A 16,352-nucleotide genomic window follows, 5' to 3' on the forward strand; every position below is an offset into this window, starting at 1 on the left:
ATCGTCTGCGGAGAGTAGTATGGCTGGGAGACTGAATTCGCCGATCTGGCGCCATGATGCCTTCGTCCTCAGGCGATTGCAAACGGTGGTCCAGGCCGTTGTCAAGGCTTTGAGCGCTCGTGAAGTATTGAGCAAGAGTGCTCGAGTTGTGGACTTTGGTTGTGGCGATGCGCCTTATAAAAGTCTGTTCGATTCTTCTTGTCGTGAATATTTGCGTTGTGATCTCGAAGGCAGTGATCTGGCGGATGTGCATTTCAAGGAGAATGAAGAGTTACCTCTCGAATCGCACACCGCAGATTGCGTGGTGTCTTTCCAAGTACTTGAGCATGTGTGGGAAGTTCAACACTATCTCGCGGAGTGCAAGCGCGTGCTCCGGCCGGAAGGACGCCTGATCCTGTCGACTCACGGTGTCTGGCTTTATCACCCGCATCCCGGCGATTACCGGCGCTGGACGGGCGATGGTCTGCGCAAGGAGCTGGAACTGGCTGGGTTCGAAGTGCTGGAGGTGCATCCGGTCGTTGGTCCCTTGGCCTGGACCACACAATTCCGCAGCCTGGCTTACCATCACCTGTTCTCCCGCCTTGGATGGCTGGGAAGGGCTGTCTCCGCGGTAGTCTGCACCCTGATGTATGGTCGGATGTGGGTCGAGGACAGGGTCACGCCCGCTTCCATCCGGGATACCAACGCCTCGGTTTATCTGCTTGTCGCCAAGCCAGTGGTGAAGTAGTTGCCTGCGAACGAAACCGCTCCCCGAATCCTTCAGGTCAGTGCTTTCTATCCCGCGCACGGCGGGGGAATCGAGGTCGTGGCAGGCAAGCTGGCCGAGGGGCTGGCCAGTGAAGGTGTCCAGGTTGCCTGGATGGCGGGAGGACTCGCGGAGGAGGCGCCCGCAGGGGGCGATGGCCTGCGGATCGAGCGGGCTTCGGCCATCGACTTCTGTGAGCGGTACCTGGGCTTGCCTTTGCCGTTGTGGGGGCTGGCGAGTCTGCGCAAGCTGTGGAAAGAGGTCCGCTGCGTTCAGCTGGTTCAGGTTCACGACTATCTCTATTTCCCGTCCCTGATCACGTTGCTGTTCGCGTGGTGCCTGCGCCGTCCGGTAGTGGTGACACAACATATCGGCTGGATCGAATTCAACTCTGCTGCCGCCCGGTTCATCCTGCGCCTGCTCAATAACACTCTGGGGCGGTTCGTGCTTTCCCGGGTAGGGCGCGTTGTCTATGTGTCGCGCCCCGTGGCGGATTACTGGGCGGGAATTCTGCGTAGTGAGCAGCCTGGGGACGTCATCCCAAACGGTGTCGATCATCAGCGATATTCCCCAGCGGCTCCTGCTTCGCGGGGTGGGGTGCTGGAATTCCTCTTCGTGGGCAGGTTCGTCGAGAAAAAGGGCATCGATCTGCTCAGAGCGTGTCTCGACATTCCCGGCATCCACTGGACATTCGTCGGCTGGGGGCCGCTGTCGCCCAGGCTGTGGGGGCTGTCGGAGCAGATCACGGTGGTGGAGGGGCTGAGGGCTGAGGAGGTCGTGCGCTACTACCAGCAAGCCGATCTCCTGGTGCTCCCTAGCAAGGGGGAGGGGTTCCCCCTCGTCATCCAGGAGTCGCTCGCCTGCGGTACGCCCGTGTTGGTCAGTGACGAGGTGCGGATGGCGTTTCCCAGTCTGGATGAGCGTTGCGTATTTGCTGCGGATGTTTCCGGCCCTGATGCCGTGATCCAGTTGCGGCAGGCTTTGAGCAGGCTGGCGAGTGAGCCGGATGCCTTGCGCCAGGTGCGTCCCCATGCAGAACAACTGTCGCGCCAATGGTCCTGGGAAAGCTGCGTTCAGGCCTATCTGGGCATCTATCAAGACCTGGCACGCTCGTTTTCGGGCTGCAATTGATTCGCGCATAGGTGGCTGATAAAGTGCCCCCGCCGCCGGTGTAGCTCAGTCGGTAGAGCAGCTCATTCGTAATGAGAAGGTCGGGGGTTCGATTCCTCTTACCGGCACCATCTTCAGCAAAAAGCCCCGCTTTCGAGCGGGGCTTTTTGTTTTCCGGCTTCCGGAAACTCAGGCGTAGCCGCTGGGGTTCTGGCTCTGCCAGTTCCAGGCATCGCGGCACATGTCTTCGATGTCGCGGGCGGCGCTCCAGCGCAGTTCTGTGCCGGCCAGGGCCGGGTCGGCGTGGTAGCTGGCGATGTCGCCATCGCGGCGGGGCAGGAACTGGAAGGGCAGTTCGTGGCCGCAGGCCTTTTCGTAGGCGCGGATGATCTCCAGCACGCTGTAGCCGCGGCCGGTGCCTATGTTGAAGGTCTTCGCGCCGTTGGCGCCGTCCAGCCAGCGCAGGGCGCTGAGGTGGGCGTTGGCCAGGTCGACGACGTGCAGGTAGTCACGCACGCCGGTGCCGTCCGGGGTCGGGTAGTCGTTGCCGAAGACGCGGATGAAAGGTTGTTTGCCGGTGGCGACCTGGGAGACGTAGGGCATCAGGTTGTTGGGGATGCCGTTGGGGTCTTCGCCGATGCGCCCGCTGGCGTGGGCACCCACTGGATTGAAGTAGCGCAGGATGGCCATGGTCCACTGCGGGTCGGCGTGGGCGATGTCGCGCAGGGCGATTTCCGCCATCAGCTTGGACTGGCCGTACGGGCTGGCCGGGCCGGTGGGAGCGTCCTCGCGGATCGGGCTTTCGGCCGCCAGGCCATAGACCGTGGCGGAGGAACTATAGATGAAGCGCTTCACGCCATGGCGTTGCATGACCTGGCAGAGGGTGACGGTGCCGGCGAAGTTGGTCTGGTAGTAGGCGATGGGGTCGGCCACCGACTCGGCGACGGACTTCAGGCCGGCGAGGTGAATGGTGGCGTCGATCTCGTGTTCGCCGAACAGGCGGTCGAGGACGGCTTCGTCACGGACATCGCCTTCGACGAAGGGGATTGCCTGGCCGGTGAGTTGCTCGATGCGCTGCAGCGGGATGGCCGAGCTGTTGCTCAGGTTGTCGAGGACGACGGGGTGGAAACCCTGCTCGATCAGTTCCAGGCAGATGTGGGAGCCGATGTAGCCACAGCCCCCGGTCAGCAGAATCCTTTTCGTCATGATCGCGCTATTGCTCCCTTCGCTGTTCGCCGATTCGTGAGCGCCTGAGTATGTCAGAGGCGCACGAATCGGCACTATCAGAGGCGGCGTGAACGCGAGTAGGAAATTTTACAGGCTCAGCCGCATCGACAGATCCAGCGCCTTGACGTCCTTGGTCAGGGTGCCGATGGAGATGTAGTCCACCCCGGTCTCGGCGATGGTGCGCAGGGTGCTCTCGGTGATGCCGCCCGAGGCCTCCAGCTTGGCGCGGCCGGCGGTGAGGGCGACGGCGGTGCGCATGTCGTCCAGGCTCAGCTCGTCGAGCATGACGATATCAGCGCCGGCTTCCAGGGCCTGGCGCAGCTCGCCGAGGTCTTCCACTTCGATCTCCACCGGCTTGCCCGGGGCGATCTGCTGGGCTGCCGCGATGGCCTGGGCAATACCGCCGCAGGCGGCGATATGGTTTTCCTTGATCAGGAAAGCGTCGTACAGGCCGATACGGTGGTTATGGCAGCCGCCGCAGGTGATCGCGTACTTCTGCGCCAGGCGCAGGCCGGGCAGGGTCTTTCGGGTGTCGAGCAGCTTCACGCCGGTGCCTTCCACCAGGTCGGCATAGTGCCGGGCGCGGGTGGCGGTGCCGGAGAGCAGCTGGAGGAAGTTCAGCGCGCTGCGCTCGCCGGTAAGCAGGGCGCGGGCCGGGCCTTCCAGGGTGAACAGGGTCTGGTCGGCGCTGACCTGCTCGCCATCGCGGACCTGCCATTTCACCAGCACGCGCGGATCGACCTGGCGGAATACCTCGTCGACCCAGGCGGTGCCGGCGAGGGTGGCGTTCTCGCGGGTGATGATGCGGGCGCTGGCGTCGCGCTCGGCAGGGATCAGCTGGGCAGTGATGTCGCCGCTGCCGACGTCTTCGGCCAGTGCGGCGCGGACGTTGGCCTGGATTTCCCCGGAAAGCTCGGCGAGGGTGAGGTTCGGCATGGAAGGCTCCTGTTCGCAGTGGCGCGATTATACGGGGGACGGCGGGCGGCGTGCAGGGAGGGCAGTTTTTTGGACCGTCGTACAATCTGTCGGACGGACGGCGGGCGCTTCAGTGTGAATTTCTTCAAGAATGCGTGAAATGTCTCTTGGTTGTGTAAGAAGCTTCCCTATAATGACGTTGAACCTTTCCGCTTTTTGACGCCACTAAATTGACGTTACGGATGACGCTTCGATGACTGTTGGTGCCGCCAGACAGGTCTGACGGCAGGAGACTTGCGATGCAGAACGACGCGAACGTAGTGCCGCTGAACAAGTCGGCCACGGAAACCTCGCAGACTTCGTTCGCTGGACGCGTTCCGGCGGGGCTCGTCGCTGTCCGCGATAAGGTCGCCGTCCAGCTGCGTCATGCCATGCAGGCCCTGTTCGACAACGCCGACGATACCCTGTTCGAGATGGCCGATCGCGCCGCCAATAACGCCGAACAGAGCGCTTACTTCGAAGCCATGCGCGACCTGCGCCTCAAGCGCAAGGGCATCGAGCGCGGCTTCCTGCAGAAGGTCTTCGAGAATTTCGCCAACCTGAACCAGTATGAAATCGGCCGCGCGCCGGTGCTGGATACGGTTTCCTACGAAAATCTCACCCTGGTGCAGAACGACGAACTGGAAGAGTCCGTCGCCCTGGACGCCATGGTTGCCAAGGTGATGAGCCGCGACGGTGTCGCCCTCACGCACCTCACTACCCGTATCAATACCCTGGTCAGCAAGAAGGTCGAGGACAAGAGCAACCCGCTCGGTCCGCGCCAGCTGTGCGAGGCTTTCCTCGATGCCTGCCGTGGCCTGGGCGTGGAGATCAAGGTCAAGCTGATCATCCTCAAGCTCTTCGAGAAGTACGTGCTGGCCGACGCCGAGCACCTGTACGCGGAAGCCAACCAGACGCTGATCGCGCTGGGCGTGCTGCCGGAGCTGAAATCCGTCCCGCTGCGCCGTCCGCCGCAACGTACCGTTCCCGGTAGCCAGGGGGCCGCGCTGTCCTCTGCTGCCGCTGAAGTGGGCGAGCAGAGCGTCCCCGGCCAGTACATGGATGCCGACAGCCAGGCCGCCTTCGCTGCCTTGCGCGATCTGCTCTCGCAAGTGCGCGGCAGTGCTGCCCCGGCCCGCCCGATGCCGGCCGATGCGGTGCCTATTTCCAGTAATGACCTGATGCGCCTGCTGTCCCACCTGCAGTCGCACCTGCCGGCGCAGAGCATCGACGAGATCGACGTGCGCCAGCACCTGGATCACCTGCTGACCCGCGTCAGCAGCAAGAGCGGCCGTTCCCGCGTGGTTGGCCAGGTTGACGAGGACGTCATCAACCTCGTCTCCATGCTCTTCGAATTCATCCTCGATGACCGCACCCTGCCGGATTCGCTCAAGGCCCTGATCGGCCGCATGCAGATCCCGATGCTCAAGGTTGCGGTCCTCGACAAGAACTTCTTCAGCCGTGGCAGCCACCCGGCGCGTCGCCTGCTCAACGAGATCGCCTCGGCCGCCCTGGGCTGGGCCGAGCAGTCCGATGGCCAGCGCGACCACCTGTACCAGAAGATCGAGCAGGTGGTGATGCGTCTGCTGAACGACTTCGTCGACGACCCGGCGATCTTCTCCGAGCTGCTCGACGAGTTCATCTCCTTCACCGGCGACGAGCGCCGTCGCAGCGACCTGCTGGAGCAGCGCACCCGCGACGCCGAAGAGGGCCGCGCGCGCGCCGAACTGGCCCGCCAGGACGTTGAAGGTGTGCTCAATGAGCGCCTGCTGGGCCGCACCCTGCCCGAAGTGGTGGTGCGCCTGCTGCAGGAGGCCTGGAGCCAGGTCCTGCTGCTCACCTGCCTGAAGCACGGCACTCACTCCAGCGAGTGGGAAGCCGCGCTGGCGACCATGGACGACCTGATCTGGAGCGTCGAGCCCCACGAAGATCCGGATTCCCGTCTGCGTCTGCTGGAAATGGTCCCGCAACTGCTCAAGTCGCTGCGCGAAGGCCTGGCTTCGGCCGCCTTCGATCCGTTCTCCACCGGTGAATTCTTCAGTCGCCTGGAAGGGCTGCATGTGCAGGCCTTCCAGCGCTACAAGCAGGTCGAGGAAGCGCCGCTGCTCGATCTGGAAGACGACCTGCCGCTGCTCGACGACCCGCTGGATGCACCAGCAGCCGTCGCGCCTGCACCTGCACAGCCAGCCATGGTGGCGGTGGTCGAGGAGATCGTCCTCGCCTCGCCGGAACCGCCCCGCGTCGTAGAGCCCGAGGAGGCCTTTGCCGACGACGACGAGTCGCTGCGCAAGGTCGACGACCTGCGCGTCGGCAGCTGGGTGGAAATCCAGGAAGACGAAGAGCACAAGCTGCGCTGCAAGCTGGCTGCGGTGATCCGCCCGAGCGGTCGCTACATCTTCGTCAACCGCACCGGCATGAAGGTGCTGGAGAAGACCCGCATGAGCCTGGCCGTCGAGTTCCGCCGCAACGCCGTGCGCCTGCTCGACGACGCGCTGCTGTTCGACCGTGCCCTGGAGTCGGTGATCGGCAACCTGCGCCGCCTGAAGAACGCCTGAGCCCGCTGGCCGCGTGCCAGCGAGTTCATTTCCCTCGTCGCCTGCTTTAGAGTGGGGCTCTGCCAAGGAGTCTCCATGCAGATCGACCCCGAATCCGGCTGGTGCCTCGAAGCCCAGCGCTGCCCCTCGCCGAACTTCAACGCGCGCCCCGACGGCGAGGAAATCTCGCTGCTGGTCATCCACAACATCAGCCTGCCGCCCGGCCAGTTCGGTACCTGCAAGGTGCAGGAGTTCTTCCAGAACCGCCTGGACGCCGATGAGCATCCGTACTTCGCCAGCATCTGCAGCCTGACCGTCTCGGCGCATTTCCTCATCGAGCGCGATGGTTCGCTGTTCCAGTTCGTCCCCTGCAACGCGCGCGCCTGGCATGCCGGCGTGTCGCGCTTCGACGGCCGGGAGAACTGCAACGACTTCTCCATCGGCATCGAGCTCGAAGGCACCGATACCGAACCCTACAGCGAGCGTCAGTACGAGGTGCTGGCGCAACTGACACGGCAATTGCGCAAGGCGTACCCGGCCATCACCCCGGAGCGCATCCAGGGCCACTGCGATATCGCCCCGGAGCGCAAGACCGACCCGGGCGAGGCGTTCGACTGGTCACGTTATTTTGCCGATATTGGCGCCGGCCTGAAGAAGGAGCCGACATGAGTTTCCTGGTGCTGTTGCTAGTCCTGCTGGTCGAGAAGTTCTCCGGTTGGCGGGCAAAGGTTCAGCGCGACGGCTGGTGGCTCGGCTGGCTGGATACCGTGGGCGGCGTGAAGTCGCTGGTGGCGCAACCCTGGCTCGGCCTGCTGGTGGCGGTCCTGCCGCCGCTGCTGTTGCTGGCGCTGCTGCTGACCCTTCTCGAACCGGTCGCCTACGGTCTGCTGGCGCTGCCGGTGCAGTTGCTGGTGGTGGTCTGGAGCCTGGGGCGTGGTGACGTGCTGCGCGCCATCGGACCGTTCCGCGATGCCTGGCGCCGTGAAGATGCCCAGGCCGCCTACCACGTCGCCGAGCGCGACCTGGGCGTGCAGGTGCAGGCCGATGGCGACGACGACCTGCTGGCCGTGGTCCAGGGCACGCTGGTGTGGGAGGCCTACCAGGCCTTCTTCGCCGTGATCTTCTGGTACGCGCTGCTCGGCCCGGTGGCCGCGCTGGCCTACCGGCTGCTCGCCATCGCCGCCGAGCAGGGTCGCCAGCCGGCGCTGCAGGAGCGCGCCGCGCAACTGCGGCATGCCTTCGACTGGTTGCCGTCGCGTGCGCTGGTGCTGAGTTTCGCCCTGGTGGGCAACTTCGTCGCGGTGACCCGCACCCTGCTGCACGACCTGCTGGCCTGGGACGTGCCTGCCGCTCGTCTGCTGGCCCGCGCCGGCTACGTCGCCGAAGACTTCAACGAAGGCGGCCTGGGCGCCAGGGGCGTCGCCAGCCTGGATGCGCTGTGGCAACTGCTGGTGCGCTCTGCCGTGCTCTGGTACGCCATCTTCGCGATCTGGACACTGCTGCTCTGAGCCCGCGGATCGGGCCGGCGCCCGCCGGTCCGATGATGGCATTTTAACCTTAAGTTACAGAACTCCCCGCCGATATCAGGTACACATCGAAACCAAAGCGTGAGGTGACGGCCACTGCAGGACAGTGACCGGCCGGTGAGCGCTCGTGGCGACGGCCCGTCCAGGGGCGCGCCGTACCATCCCCGACAAGCGACATAACAATAACGGGAACAGGAGACGTCTTTCGTGAGGACCGTGCTCTATCCGGCCATCGCGCTGATGAACCGTCTGAGCTTCGGCATGAAGTTCAGCCTGATCAGTGTGCTGTTCTTTCTGCCGATGCTGATTACCAACTTCTACCTGGTGCGCGATTCCTACGGGCAGTTCGTCAGTACCCGCGCCGAACTGGAAAGCCTGTCGCTGATCAGCGACGGCCTGAAGATTCGCCGCCACCTCGAGTCCTACAACGACCTGTTGCAGATCAATGGGATTCTCGGACAGTCCAACAAGTCCGCGGGCATCGATTCGCGCATCGGCCAATTGCACAAGGACCTGCAGGCACAGATCGGCGCTTTGCAGCCGGTCACGCAGGACGCCGAGCAGATCGCCGAGTTCAATGCCAAGCGCGACGAACTGCTGGCCAGCTTGAAGGGGGTGGACGCCGAGGGGTCGCTGCAGAGCAAGTCGGCCATGGCCGCGCGCCTGCTCAGCGAAGTGCAGGTCTTCAACAAGCTGCTGGTATCCCAGGCCGGCCTGAGCCAGGACGACGCCCGCGACCTGCGCCAGCTCGCCGAGCTGATCACCTCCGGTACCCCGCAGGTTACTGAAACCCTCAGCCAGGGGCGCACCATGGGGGCCAGCGCGCTGGGGCAGGGTTTCCTCAACTCTTCCACCAGCGGCAAGCTGGATGACCTGCTGCAGGAGCTGGAGAAGCTGCACGCCGAGTACGGGCTCAAGCTGCAGGAAGCCCTGGGCGCGAGCCCGGCGGCGCAGAGCGCGCTGTCCGACGACGCCCAGGCGAGCCGCGAAACGATCAAGAGCATGGGCAAACTGTTCGAGGACAAGGTGGTGATGGCCGACACCCTCGACACGCCGTGGCTCGACTTCTACGAGCAGGTCAGCAAGGCGATGGATCAGACCTATCGCCTGGATGACCATGTCCTGCAATTCTTTGATGGCCAGTTGCAGTCCCGCCTGGCCAGCAAGCAGCGGCAGATGGTGCTGCTGGTCGTCGCGCTGCTGGTGGTGTTCGTCTCCATCGTCTACCTCTACGGAGGCTTCTACGTTTCCACCCGCACCACCCTGAAGAGCCTGGGCAAGATGATGGAGCGCGTCGCTTCCGGCGACATGACCGTCAACTTCCAGGCCCAGAGCCGCGACGAACTGGGTGAACTGGGCGATGCCTTCAACCAGACGGTGTCGAAGATCCACGACCTGATCGAGCAGGTCGGTCGCACCGTCAGCGAAGTGGAGCGGCAGACCGTGCGCGTGGAGTCGGTTTCCGCCGAGAGCAACCAGGCGGTGGCCGGCCAGCGCAACCAGATCGAGCAGGTCGCCACGGCGATGAACCAGATGGCCGCGACCGCCCAGGAAGTCGCGCGCAGCGCCGCTGTGGCAGTGGGCAGCGCGCACAACGTGAACCAGGAAACCACCAGCGGCCGCGCCCTGGTGGAATCCCAGGTGGGCAGCATCCAGCGCCTGGCCGGCGAGATCGACGAGTCGGTGGCGGTGATCAACCAACTGGCCGCCGACAGTTCCTCCATCAGCCGCGTACTCGACGTGATCAAGGGCATCGCCGAGCAGACCAACTTGCTGGCGCTCAACGCGGCCATCGAGGCTGCGCGTGCCGGTGAGCAGGGCAGGGGCTTCGCGGTCGTGGCCGACGAAGTACGCACCCTGGCCAAGCGCACCCAGCAGTCCACCGAAGAGATCGAGCAGATGATCGCGCGCCTGCAGAACGGCGTGGGCGCGGCGGTGAAGGCCATGGGCAGCAGTCACCAGACTGCCGACGGCACCGTCAGCCAGTCGGCCCAGGTGCAGCAGGCGCTGGAGAACATCCTCCAGGCGGTGGGCGCCATCGTTGACCAGAACCAGCAGATCGCCGCCGCCGCCGAGCAGCAGACTGCCGTGGCCCATGACATCGACCAGAACATCGTCGAGATCAACCAGGCCGGCGAGCGTACCTCCGAAGGCGCCAGCGAGACCGAGCGCGCCAGCCGCGAACTGGCCGGGCAGGTGGTGGAGCTCAAGCGACTGATCGGCGCGTTCCGCGTCTGATCTGACAGATCCGGGGCGGACGTGGCAGTCCGCTTCGCAACGAGGTTTTCGCCAGCAGACCGATGTCCGTGGGTCGCACGGATGCACCCCATCTCACGGGCATCGGTTTGTCGGTGAATCCACCTTTACCTGTAGCAGCGGGCCATGCCCGTGATCGTGCTCATTGGGCGCTACTACAGGGGGCACTCAGCTCCAGCCGAACAACTCCAGCGCATTGCGCGTGCTGGCGCTGGCCAGCTCCTCCGGGCTGACGCCCTTCAACTCCGCCAGTGCCACGCAGATATCCGGCAGATGCTCCGGGCTGTTGCGCACGCCGGGGTACATCGACGGCGCCATGTCCGGCGAGTCGGTCTCCAGCACGATGGACTCCAGCGGAATCTCCGGCACCACCTTGCGCAGGCGGTTGGCCTGCGGCCAGGTCGGTGCGCCGCCCAGGCCCAGGCGGAAACCCAGCTTGAGGTATTCGCGGGCTTCCTCGCGGCTGCCGGCGAAGGCGTGGATGATGCCCTGGCGGGCGGGCTTGTAGCGCTTGAGCGTGGCGATCATCGCTGCATGGGCGCGGCGTACGTGGAGCAGCACCGGCAGCTCGAAGTCCATGGCGATGCGCAGCTGTTCCTCGAAGATGGCCTGCTGGCCATCGCGGTCGAGGTCCTCCAGGTAATAGTCCAGGCCGATCTCGCCCACCGCGCAGAGCTTCGGGTACCCGGCCAGGCGCTGCAGCCACTCGCGCAGTGCTGTCAGATGTTCCGGCCGGTGCCGCGCCAGGTAGATCGGGTGCAGGCCGAGGGCGGCGTACAGGTCCGGCTCGGTTTCCACCAGTGCCCAGACGTCCTCCCAGTTCTCGCGGAACACTCCCAGCAGCACCTGTCGCTCCACACCCAGCTCGCGGCTGCGTTGCAGTACGGCGGCGCGGTCCTGCTCGAAGTCCGGGCAGTCGAGGTGGTTGTGGGTGTCGATCAGGCGCATCGGCTCACTCCGTGCGCAGCTTGAGGTTACGCGGGATCGGGTGCACGCCGGGGGTGTAGCTGTTCTGTTCGATGGCGGCCAGCGCCAGGTCTAGCGCGCGCTCGGCGATCAGTGCGTGTTGCTGGGAAATGGCGTTGACCTTCAGTGGTACGAAGTCCAGCAGTTGGGTATCGCCGAAGGTGGCGATGCGCAGCTCTGCCGGCCAGCCGCTGGGCAGGGCCTGGAGCACGTCGAAGACGCCTTCGAGCAGCACGTAGGAGGTGGTGATCAGCGCGTCGGGCAACTGCCCCTGGCCAGCCAGCAGCTCTTCCATCAGGCGGCGGCCGCAGGGACGGCTGAAGGTCTCGCCGTGCTCGATCAGCACCTGGCCCCGGTAGTCGCGCAGGGCGCTGCGGAATCCCGCGGCGCGCTCCTGGGAAATGATCAGCTCCGGTCGTGCGCCGAGCAGGGCGATGCTGCGCGGCGCCGGCTTGAGCAGGCTGGCGGTGAGGCGTTGGCTGGCGTCGCGGTCGTCGCTGACCACCGAACAGAAGCGTTGCGGGTCGAGCTGGCGGTCCACGGCGATGATCGGCACGCCGTCGCCTTGCAGGCGTGTGTGACTTTCGTCACCGACGGGCAGGCAGCTGGCGACTATCAGTGCGTCGCAGCGTCGCGCGCGGAACAGGTTGAGCACCTGGCGCTCGGTGTCCGGCTCGTCGTCGGAGCAGGCGATCAGCAACTGGTAGCCGCGCGCCCGGGCGCCCTGTTCGAGCAGCTTGGCGAGCTTGGCGTAGCTGGGGTTCTCCAGGTCCGGCAGGACGAAGCCCAGGGTGCGGGTCTGCCCGCGGCGCAGGCTGGCGGCCTGCTGGTCCGGGTGGTAGCCGTGCTCCTCGATTACCGCGCGCACGCGCTCCACCGTGGCGGCGCTGATGCGGCGCTGGACGGCCTTGCCATTGATCACGTAGCTGGCGGTGGTGACCGAAACACCGGCCAGGCGGGCGATATCACTGAGTTTCAACGCGGGATGCTGCCGACAATTGGGGGCTTCAAGGATCACGCATTATCGAGTAACGTGCCAGTCTCAATAGGTGAAACGATTCAGCATTGCGCACGCAGTATTGCCTGAACCCTGTTCCTGCGCCGCAACCTCTAAGCTGATCACCGTACAAGCGGATAACCGCCCCAGCGCCGGCGTGCGCGAACGCCGGTGAGGAGACAAGCGATGCTCGAATTCAACGCGCAGCAGGTCCGCATGGGCCAGCGCGCTGCCGACAAGCAGGCCGCCCTGGCCATGCTCGGCTCCGCCCTCGAAGACGACGGACTGGTTGCTCCCGGCTATCTCGCCGGAATACAGGCCCGTGAGGCACAGGGCTCCACCTACCTCGGGCAGGGCATCGCCATTCCCCACGGCACTCCGGAAACCCGTCACCTGGTGCAGCGCACCGGTGTGCGCCTGATGCACTTCCCCGAGGGCGTGCACTGGGGCGACGGACAGACCGTGCACCTGGCCATCGCCATTGCCGCCAAGTCCGACGAACACCTGCGCCTGCTGCAATTGCTCACCCGTGCGCTGGGTGACGGCGAAGTGGGTGCGGCGTTGCGTGCAGCGCAGCAGCCCGAAGACTTGCTGCAGTTGCTGCAAGGTGGAACGCCGCAGCCGTTGCTGTTCGACGAGCACCTGGTCGGCCTGGGTGTCGCCGCGGAAGACTTCGACGAACTCGCCCTGGTCGGCGCCCGTCGCCTGAAGAAGGCCGGCTGCGTCGTCCCCGGCTTCGCCGCCGCGCTGCATGACCAGGAGGCCCTGCCGCTGGGGGCCGGGCTCTGGTGGCAGGACAGCGAGCAATGCGTCACGCGCTCAGGTCTCGTCTTCGTTACCCCCACGCGCGAGCTGAGCCACGCTGGCCAGCCGGTGCGCGGCCTGTTCTGCCTGGCCCGCCAGGGCAGCGCCCACGATGCGGTGTTCGCGCGCCTGTGCGACCTGCTGGTGGATGGCCGCGCCGGCGAGTTGGCGAGCGCCACTTCCGTTCGCACTGTGCTGGAGGCCCTGGGCGGCGAATTGCCGGTGGACTGGCCGAGCATCCGCGTGCCGCTGGCCAACCCCCATGGTCTTCACGCGCGCCCGGCGCAGGTCCTGATGTTGCTCGCGCGGGACTTCAGCGGGGAAATCCGCGTGCGTATCGCCGAGGGCGATAGTGCCCCGGTGTCGATCCGCAGCCTGAGCAAGTTGCTCAGCCTCGGCGCACGGCGCGGGCAGATGCTGGAGTTCTTCGCCGAGCCGGAAATCGCCGAAGCCGCGCTGGCCGCCGTCCGTGTGGCGGTGGAGCAGGGCCTGGGCGAAGAGGTCGAACCGCTGCCGGAAACGCTCGAACTGATCGTCGAAAGCATCCAGGTGGACGAGCAGGAATTGCAGGCCGTGCGGGCTCCCGAAGCGGGCGCGCAGCTCCAGGCCATCCCCGCGTCGCCGGGTATTGCCCATGGCCCGGCCTACGTGCAGGTCGCCCGCGCCTTCGAGTTCGCCGCGCGCGGCGAGTCGGCGGAGGTCGAACGCCAGCGCCTGGACGAGGCGCGCACGGCCATCAGCCGGGAGATCGAAACCCTGGTCGAGCGCAGCCAGGTCAAGGCCATCCGCGACATCTTCGTCACCCACCAGGCCCTGCTGGACGACCCCGAACTGCTCGACGAGGTGCAGGCGCGGCTGGCCGAAGGCGCCAGCGCCGAAGCAGCCTGGAGCCAGGTGATCGAGCGCGTGGCCGGCGAGCAGGAGGCCCTGCGCGACGCGCTGCTGGCCGAGCGTGCGGCGGACCTGCGCGACGTCGGTCGGCGGGTGCTGGCGCGCCTGTGTGGCGTCGAGAGCGCCGTGGAACCCGACGAGCCTTACATCCTGGTGATGGATGAAGTCGGCCCGTCCGACGTGGCGCGACTGGACCCGGAACGCGTGGCTGGCATAGTCACTGCGCGCGGCGGTGCGACTTCGCACAGCGCGATCATCGCTCGCGCGCTGGGCATTCCCGCATTGGTGGGCGCCGGGGCAAGCGTGCTGGCGCTGGAGTCCGGCACGGCCCTGCTGCTGGATGGCGAGAAGGGCGAGCTGAACATCGCGCCGGATGCGCAAACGCTGCACGTCGCCGCGACCCAGCGCGACCTGCGCCAGCGCCGCGCCGAACAGGCCGAGGCGCGCCGTCATGAGCCGGCAGTCACCCGCGATGGCCATGCCGTGGAAATCTGCGCCAACCTCGGCGACACCGCCGGTGCAGCGAAAGCCGTGGAGCTGGGCGCTGAAGGCGTGGGCCTGCTGCGCACCGAGTTCGTCTTCATGGACAACCCCCAGGCGCCGGACCAGGCGACCCAGGAGCTCGAATACCGGCGTGTCCTCGACGCCCTCAAAGGCCGCCCGCTGGTGGCGCGCACCCTTGATGTGGGCGGCGACAAGCCGCTGCCTTACTGGCCGATCCCCGAGGAAACCAACCCCTACCTGGGTATCCGTGGCGTGCGCCTCACGCTGCAGCGCCCGCAGATTTTTCGCACCCAGCTGCGCGCCCTGCTGACTGCCGCCGCCGGCCGCCCGCTGCGCATCATGTTCCCCATGGTCGGGCAGGTGGAGGAGTGGCGACAGGCCCGTGATCTCACCCTCGAACTCTGCGCCGAGCTGGGCGGCGAGCACGATCTGCAGCTCGGCATCATGGTCGAGGTGCCGTCCGCTGCATTGCTGGCGCCGGTGCTGGCGCGCGAGGTGGACTTCTTCAGCGTCGGCACCAATGACCTGACCCAATACGCCCTGGCCATCGATCGCGGCCATCCTAGCCTTTCCGCCCAGGCCGACGGCCTGCACCCGGCGGTGCTGCAACTGATCGACATGACCGTGCGCGCTGCCCATGCCAACGGCAAGTGGGTGGGCGTGTGCGGCGAACTGGCCGCCGACCCGCTGGCGGTGCCCTTGCTGGTTGGCTTGGGAGTGGACGAGCTGAGCGTCTCGGCGCGCAGCATTCCCCTGGTGAAGGCGCGCGTCCGCGAGCTGGACCTGCCGACTTCCCGCGAACTGGCGCAAGCCGCCCTGACCCTGTGCTCGGCGGCGGACGTTCGCCAGAGTGTCGCCCTCGCGCTGCCGGAGGTGCACTGATGGCCCGCATCCTGACCCTGACCCTGAACCCCGCACTGGACCTCACTGTGCGTCTGCCGACGCTTGCGCCCGGCGAGGTGAATCGCAGCGAGTCGGTGCTCAGCCAGGCCGCCGGCAAAGGCGTGAACGTCGCCCAGGTGCTGGCCGACCTTGGGCATTCCCTGACCGTCGCCGGCTTCCTCGGTGCGGACAACGCGCAGCCTTTCGAAGCTCTCTTTCGCCGTCGCGGCTTCATCGACGCTTTCGTCCGTGTGCCGGGCGAAACCCGCAGCAACATCAAGCTCGCCGAGGGCACCGGACGCATCACCGATATCAACGGGCCCGGCCCCGAGGTCGGTGAGGCGCAGCAGGACGCGTTGCTGGATCGCCTCGACCTGGTCGCCGCCGACTTCGAGATCGCGGTGGTTGCCGGCAGCTTGCCGCGCGGGGTCGATCCCCAGTGGCTGCGCGAGCTGTTGCTGCGCTTGCAGGGGCATGGCCTGAAGGTCGCCTTCGATTGCAGCGGCGCAGCCCTGCGCGCGGGCATCGAGGCCGCGCCCTGGCTGATCAAACCCAACGACCAGGAGCTGGCCGAGGCCTGTGGACAACTCGCCGGCAGCGCCGAGGAATCGACCGCCCAGGTCGAATCGCTGCGCGCTCGCGGGATCGAGCAGGTGGTGCTTTCCCAGGGCGCCGAGGGCGTGCGCTGGTTCAGCCCGCAGGGCGTCTGGCAGGCGCTGCCGCCGAAGGTGGAAGTGGCCAGCACGGTGGGGGCCGGCGATTCCCTGCTGGCCGCCATGGTCCATGGCCTGCTCGCCGGCTGGCCGGCCGAGCGCGTGTTGCGCCGGGCCACGGCGGTGGCTGCGCTGGCGGTCACCCAGTTCCAGTTTGGCATCGGCGATGCGCAGCGGCTCCAGCGCATCGAAGACGCGGTGCAGGTTCAGGCGCTGTCCTGAGCGATAGAACAACAAGAGGTA

Annotated in this window: 12 protein-coding genes and 1 tRNA gene; 9 read left to right on the forward strand and 4 right to left on the reverse strand. The window is 66.1% G+C overall.

What is annotated here, in order from left to right; genetic code table 11:
• Positions 1–19: 19 nt before the first annotated feature.
• The 3 genes from IB261_RS05075 (at position 20) to IB261_RS05085 (ending at position 1,986) form a co-directional block, all read left to right on the forward strand.
• Entirely contained in the window at positions 20–727 is a 708-nt protein-coding gene (locus IB261_RS05075; protein WP_081517379.1) for a class I SAM-dependent methyltransferase, read from the forward strand.
• A complete protein-coding gene (locus IB261_RS05080) occupies positions 728–1,876 on the forward strand; it encodes a glycosyltransferase family 4 protein (protein ID WP_192381592.1) in 1,149 nt (382 codons plus the stop codon). It abuts the gene before it with no gap.
• Positions 1,877–1,910: 34 nt separating this feature from the next.
• Positions 1,911–1,986: transfer RNA gene (locus IB261_RS05085), tRNA-Thr, on the forward strand.
• Between the two features lie 58 nt (positions 1,987–2,044).
• Here the strand turns inward: IB261_RS05085 and galE are convergent.
• Together galE and nadC are read right to left on the reverse strand one after the other, a co-directional pair.
• The gene (gene galE, locus IB261_RS05090; protein WP_192381593.1) at positions 2,045–3,061 is read right to left on the reverse strand and encodes a UDP-glucose 4-epimerase GalE; all 1,017 of its coding nucleotides are present in this window, start codon (positions 3,059–3,061) and stop codon (positions 2,045–2,047) included.
• Between the two features lie 108 nt (positions 3,062–3,169).
• Positions 3,170–4,018 (reverse strand): carboxylating nicotinate-nucleotide diphosphorylase, encoded by an 849-nt coding sequence (gene nadC, locus IB261_RS05095; protein ID WP_192381594.1) that lies wholly within the window; start codon positions 4,016–4,018, stop codon positions 3,170–3,172.
• A gap of 278 nt (positions 4,019–4,296) precedes the next feature.
• Between nadC and IB261_RS05100 the strand changes: the two genes are divergently transcribed.
• The 4 genes from IB261_RS05100 to IB261_RS05115 all read left to right on the forward strand — a co-directional run bounded on the left by IB261_RS05100 (position 4,297) and on the right by IB261_RS05115 (position 10,334).
• Positions 4,297–6,591 carry a DUF1631 domain-containing protein gene (locus IB261_RS05100; RefSeq protein ID WP_192381595.1) on the forward strand — a complete coding sequence of 765 codons (2,295 nt, stop codon included), beginning with the start codon at positions 4,297–4,299 and terminating at the stop codon, positions 6,589–6,591.
• Positions 6,592–6,666: 75 nt separating this feature from the next.
• Positions 6,667–7,239, forward strand: coding sequence for a 1,6-anhydro-N-acetylmuramyl-L-alanine amidase AmpD (gene ampD / locus IB261_RS05105; RefSeq protein ID WP_192381596.1), 573 nt, complete (start codon positions 6,667–6,669; stop codon positions 7,237–7,239).
• Positions 7,236–8,078, forward strand: coding sequence for a regulatory signaling modulator protein AmpE (gene ampE / locus IB261_RS05110; RefSeq protein WP_192381597.1), 843 nt, complete (start codon positions 7,236–7,238; stop codon positions 8,076–8,078). The genes ampD and ampE overlap by 4 nt, the downstream gene beginning before the upstream one ends.
• Positions 8,079–9,629: 1,551 nt before the next feature.
• Positions 9,630–10,334 (forward strand): methyl-accepting chemotaxis protein, encoded by a 705-nt coding sequence (locus IB261_RS05115; protein ID WP_412547969.1) that lies wholly within the window; start codon positions 9,630–9,632, stop codon positions 10,332–10,334.
• A gap of 186 nt (positions 10,335–10,520) precedes the next feature.
• On the opposite strand, the gene IB261_RS05120 is transcribed toward IB261_RS05115, so the two are convergent.
• Positions 10,521–11,300: a TatD family hydrolase gene (locus tag IB261_RS05120; RefSeq protein WP_192381598.1), complete on the reverse strand. Its 780-nt coding sequence runs from the start codon at positions 11,298–11,300 to the stop codon at positions 10,521–10,523.
• A 4-nt stretch (positions 11,301–11,304) separates the two neighbouring features.
• The gene (cra, locus tag IB261_RS05125) at positions 11,305–12,297 is read right to left on the reverse strand and encodes a catabolite repressor/activator (RefSeq protein ID WP_192224680.1); all 993 of its coding nucleotides are present in this window, start codon (positions 12,295–12,297) and stop codon (positions 11,305–11,307) included.
• Positions 12,298–12,501: 204 nt separating this feature from the next.
• Here cra and ptsP point away from each other — a divergent pair, with 204 nt between their 5' ends.
• Together ptsP and pfkB are read left to right on the forward strand one after the other, a co-directional pair.
• Positions 12,502–15,396: a phosphoenolpyruvate--protein phosphotransferase gene (gene ptsP, locus IB261_RS05130; RefSeq protein WP_192381599.1), complete on the forward strand. Its 2,895-nt coding sequence runs from the start codon at positions 12,502–12,504 to the stop codon at positions 15,394–15,396.
• A complete protein-coding gene (gene pfkB / locus IB261_RS05135) occupies positions 15,396–16,331 on the forward strand; it encodes a 1-phosphofructokinase (RefSeq protein ID WP_192381600.1) in 936 nt (311 codons plus the stop codon). The genes ptsP and pfkB overlap by 1 nt, the downstream gene beginning before the upstream one ends.
• Positions 16,332–16,352: the final 21 nt, after the last annotated feature.

The organism is Pseudomonas sp. PDM20 (assembly GCF_014852575.3).
Taxonomy (GTDB): domain Bacteria; phylum Pseudomonadota; class Gammaproteobacteria; order Pseudomonadales; family Pseudomonadaceae; genus Pseudomonas.